5 protein-coding genes are annotated in these 4,752 nt (G+C 36.0%); all 5 read right to left on the bottom strand.

What is annotated here, in order from left to right; genetic code table 11:
* Positions 1-1,402: rhamnan synthesis F family protein (locus H5072_RS12025; protein WP_182693650.1), on the bottom strand; the 1,402-nt coding region annotated here is incomplete at its 3' end.
* Complete coding sequence (locus tag H5072_RS12020) at positions 1,399-2,391, bottom strand: HAD family hydrolase (RefSeq protein WP_182693649.1); 993 nt, start codon at positions 2,389-2,391, stop codon at positions 1,399-1,401. The genes H5072_RS12025 and H5072_RS12020, both read right to left, overlap by 4 nt.
* Positions 2,392-2,499: 108 nt before the next feature.
* The gene (locus H5072_RS12015; protein ID WP_182693648.1) at positions 2,500-3,699 is read right to left on the bottom strand and encodes a hypothetical protein; all 1,200 of its coding nucleotides are present in this window, start codon (positions 3,697-3,699) and stop codon (positions 2,500-2,502) included.
* A complete protein-coding gene (locus H5072_RS12010) occupies positions 3,681-4,355 on the bottom strand; it encodes a cytidylyltransferase domain-containing protein (protein WP_220488607.1) in 675 nt (224 codons plus the stop codon). The genes H5072_RS12015 and H5072_RS12010 overlap by 19 nt, the downstream gene beginning before the upstream one ends.
* Positions 4,352-4,752, bottom strand: a 401-nt coding sequence (locus H5072_RS12005) for an HAD family hydrolase (protein ID WP_220488605.1), incomplete at its 5' end; no start/stop codon positions are given. The genes H5072_RS12005 and H5072_RS12010, both read right to left, overlap by 4 nt.

The following is a 4,752-nucleotide window of genomic DNA, read 5'->3' as shown; positions in this document are numbered from 1 at the left end:
GGGCATTACTTAGAACTCCACCTTCAACCAACGCTTTACCTAGTAACAATTTAGCGTAATCTGGCGCAAAATATTCACGCCTTACTAAAGTATCAAATACGTCAAAACTTATATGCTCAAAATTATTAAGCTGATTTTTAAGCCCTTCGGCTGTATTAACATATTGCGCTAAAATAAAGCTTGTATCATGTGTAAATTGGCCTGTTTTAGGGTAGTAAAAAAGCTGCTTGTAGCCATTTTTTTCAACAAGTAGCCCAAGCATACGCTCAAGCGCATGCAGCTGTGAGCCATCGTTAGGTAAAGGCTCACCAGGGAAGTCACCGTACTTATATTCTTTATTTAAAAGCTGCTTTAGCGCCTCAGGCCTTGCCCAAAACATACCACCAGCAGGGTAAGCTAAAAAATCATCTTTTAATTCTATATTCCACTCTTTAGTAAACTTTTGTGCCGCGGGTTTATTTTTAAGCCAGTGGTTTACCCAATCAGGCATCATCCAAAACGAGGTGGGGTAATACATACCGCTTTTGGGGTTATTGTTAAAATGATTAAGTACTTGCTTAATAACGTGCTGGTCGTTTAAAAGGTATTCACCAAGGTAATCAGCCCACTGGGTTTGTGCGCGCCCCGAATATAGCGATTTTTTAGAGTGCATATGGCAAAATAAATCATAGTTTTGCAAGTCACGTGCAAACTCAACAAGCATAGGAGCAAAGTTCCGACCATGGTTAGGCACTACCTTTACAACCACCTTGTTTACCTTTGAACACGCTTTAAAATCGTGTATAGCTTTTTTAGCAAGCTCATCACTAGCTACACTCACAAAAACATCGACCGGCTGCGTAAATTTAGCTAAAGCATCACAGTAGTAATCAATAAACTCGCCATAAAAAACGTGAAAGCACATCGCTAATTTAAGTGTTGTTGGCTCGCCATTGGCGCTACTTGCTATCGCTTTTGGATACCACTTAGCTTTGGCTGGCAAAGCTAAACGCCCTTCTTTTTTACCGTGCGCTAAATAATGTACTAATGCATGCTCACCGCTTAAATAAATATCGGTGTTACATTTGTAGTAAAGTTCGGTATCAAAGTTTTTACTTGGGTTTACGCAGCTAAAAGCGCCTTTGTGTAGGTAATCTTCAAATGCCTCTCGCTCGCAGCTAAAAGTTCGGCACTGTTGGGCAGAGTAATATTTTGCATCAAATAACTCTAAAGCTTTAGCTTGGTTTAGTAGCTTGCTCGCTTTTTTAGAAGAGTAAGCAGTTTTCTTTGAGCGCAAAGCAACATACCTAAGCTTAATTAAGCGCCGCTCTAACGCTTTAGTGGCTTTAAATAAAACAGGTGTATTTTTAAAAAAGCTAAATACCCTCGGAAATGCGCGCTTAATATATTTTTTTATAGTCACTTATTTAAACCAAAAAACTGTAAAGCGTTAACTGTGCCGTTACCGGTCACGTCGTCGTCGATATCAAAAATTTTTGTTAATGATTGAGGTATCATGTGGGGTTTACTCAAATAGCTATTTAATAGCATTTCAAGTTCGCTTTTTGTAAACGTAATATTATGTTTTGCTGCATGCTCTACATAATTAAGTGCTCCGGCCATTACTTGTTCAACTAAGTAAAAATACTTTTGGGATGCCACCTTACGCCCGTAATAAAAATCAAATTGCTTTAAATTTTCGGCATCCTTATTAAGCGTGTTAAAGCGTATATCTCTAAACTGCCCATTAGGCGCGGTTAAAAGCGCTTCTAAAAACATAGAGCGATCAAGTGGTAAGTAACCATCGCCTATTTTTACCCCTTCTTTCAAGTAGCCTTTCATTGTAGCTGTACAGCCCTCAATGGAATGAACCCCAGGGTTAGACGCTATTAAATAATGCCCATAAGTATTCTGGTTAAGTAATATTCCTAACAAGCTTTGTATTGTACCTGAGTAACCTAAATCAACTATATGCACCGTTTGCTGCTTAGTCACTCCAAGCTGCTCTAAATACGCTAAGTAAGCTTTTTTAGTCGGTGCAAGTAATGTTTTTAGTTCAGCTTTATGGGCATTAAATATATCAATTACACTTTGCTTATCGGTTTCTAAGTCAATAATTTTAGCTAAAAGTGCTGGCGAAAAAGTACGGGTTATTTCATCGTGGTTTAAAATAAAACGGCTTTGTAATAATTCGCTAAAAGTGCCTTTAAAGCCACTTTTAAGCGAATATACAAAGCTACGTTCATCATCAAGTAAAAGCTTAAATAAAAAAGCACGTGACGCTAATAAATACTCACTTTGTGCTTTTATACCAGCACCATTACAAAAGCGTTTAAAAGCACGTTCAAGCCAATAGCCCTCGCGTGCTAGAAAGTATAAGGGAACTTTGCTTTCCGTAGCATTTAATTTCATTTGTACATAATAGTGCAACAGAGGCCCCAAAAAGGTTACCCCAAAGGAAGCTAAATATTGTGTATGTACGTTTGACCTGATTCGGTTACTCATGCTTACAGCTTGTACTCATAAGGTAGTGCCACATACTTCCCCGAAATATAACTGCTTTAATTGCGTATAACGTTTCTCAATTTCGACCAAAGAATGCTCGCGCTGCATAAACAACCAAAGTATTGACTTTATAGTTGGCTGCAAGCCAACATTTAATTCAACCAGCGACTGCCCTACTAAAGATTCCTTTTTTGGATAAATACTTTCTGTACCAAAAATACTCGCTAATGTATTGTGCTTATAAAAAGGATTTTCTGGTACAAACTTACTATAACTTTTCTCACGAGTAGAAATAATTTCTTGAGCATACGCTTCCCAAAATAACACCTGTAACCGAGAGCCATATTTATCTTTCAAATCGGATAGCTTTTTAACACGCCTATAAAAATCATTTTCTCTTTCATTAGAAGCTCTGATATTTGTTACGTAAGTTACTGCGCCTTGATTTTTTACTAAAAAATCCTCAAGCTGAAAAAGCTTAACATTTTGCAACTTATAAGACGTATTTAAAATACCTTTTTCGCAAAACATATTAACGTGTTTAATTAAAGTCGAATCACCAATAATTTTTTGCTCTGAAAGCCTATGTTCAGGAAATAAATCCAATGAAAGGTGGTGATGTTTTTTGCCAAAAATTAAATAATAAAGGTATACATAACCTTGAAATGAAGGGTGGTTACTACCATCAATAAACAAGCTATCTAGGTTAGTGTCCGAATCCATTAGTATTGTATTTTCAGCAAATAAACTTTGAACCTCTCCAAGGTTCCATATTGGGTGGGCGTACAAGCCGTTTTTAAAATATTTACGATTTTGCTTATTTTTAAACTCGCGAAGAGCTAAATCCCAAAAAATAAATTTAATCTTACTTTGGTTCTCTGAGCTTGATAGCAAGTATAACTCATCAATGACTTTCTGATACATTTCCCTATCATTAGCATCATTGATCAACTCTTTAGCGATACCATGTTGATTCCTAGTTAATGTACTATCAACTAAAGACTTATTTCCAAATCGAAAATCGCCAACAATAAATAATATCTCATCATATTGAGAAAAGTCATTAGACTTACTTTTAATGAAGTCTCCCCAAATAGAAGCACCACCACGGCCATGAAAGTTCATATTTTTAGGCGTAGGTATGAGGTGACAATCAATTGACTGCACCCAACGCATAATATGAGACGGACCTAAAATTAACCTTTTCTTTTCCATAGCTCTTCCGCGAAAATAAAATCATCAGGCCAATCTATATCTACAGATTTAATTTTAGGCTGCTCTAATAAAAATGGTTTTAAACCAATTCTATCATCCAATTTTTTATAATTATTAACAGATGATAAAAACACACCACTATCAACCTCAAACAGAGGTTTAATATTCTGTGTCATAGGCCATTTTAAGTCATTTCGGTCATAACTTATTGGTTTTTTGTCATCCCAAATAAAACCTTGCAACTTAAGCACTGTCATTAATGAATCATAGCCACTATCCAACTTGTTAAAGTAACTAGTTAAAATATTAGCGTAATCAGTTTCAGTAATAAACGGAGAGGTAACGTGAGTCCATAAAACATGACCCTCATTAATTATAGAAGGTACATACTTAATTAATTCATCAGTTGTAGTTGAACTGCTACCTAAGTAGTCAGGTCTGTTATCTATAATCACTCGTGAGTCATTAACCTTATTTGCAAAGTCTAAAACTCGCTCGTCATTCGACGATACTAATATTGAGTCTATATCAGAGCATGCAAGTAATTGATCTAATTTTATTTTTAATAACCCGCCCTCTATACCAGCAAATGGTTTAACATTTTTATCTGGAATTCGCTGGCTGCCTTTCCTGCAAGGTAAAAAAGCAGTGATCATAATAGTTCACTCCACTGTTCTATAACTTTATAGGATCTCTTATCAGCTAAAGATACAAGTTTTTCTTTAACGTTTGAAAATGGTAAATAACCTATAAAGTCAATATTATTTATATTTGCAGCCTCTAAATCCGACACTGCATCACCAAACATAATCGCGTTACTCGCTTTTGTTATATCAAGTATATTAGCGACTAAGTCAGATTTTTTAGTGGGCGAGCCATAAATTTCATCAAAGTAACTATCAAGACCTCGCGCATTAAATACATCTCTAAGCTCTTGCTGCTCAGAACCACTCGCAATAAACTTTTTACCCTTAAGCTGGGTAATAAAGTCGATAAATCCTGGCGTTAATTCAGCTTGCAAATAAAGTGATTTGCACTGCATTGAATATGCAT

The sequence above is a fragment of the Pseudoalteromonas sp. SR45-5 genome, assembly GCF_014163565.1.
In the GTDB taxonomy this organism is placed as follows: Bacteria; Pseudomonadota; Gammaproteobacteria; order Enterobacterales; family Alteromonadaceae; genus Pseudoalteromonas; species Pseudoalteromonas distincta.
This window is presented reverse-complemented; position numbering and strand designations above follow the sequence as displayed.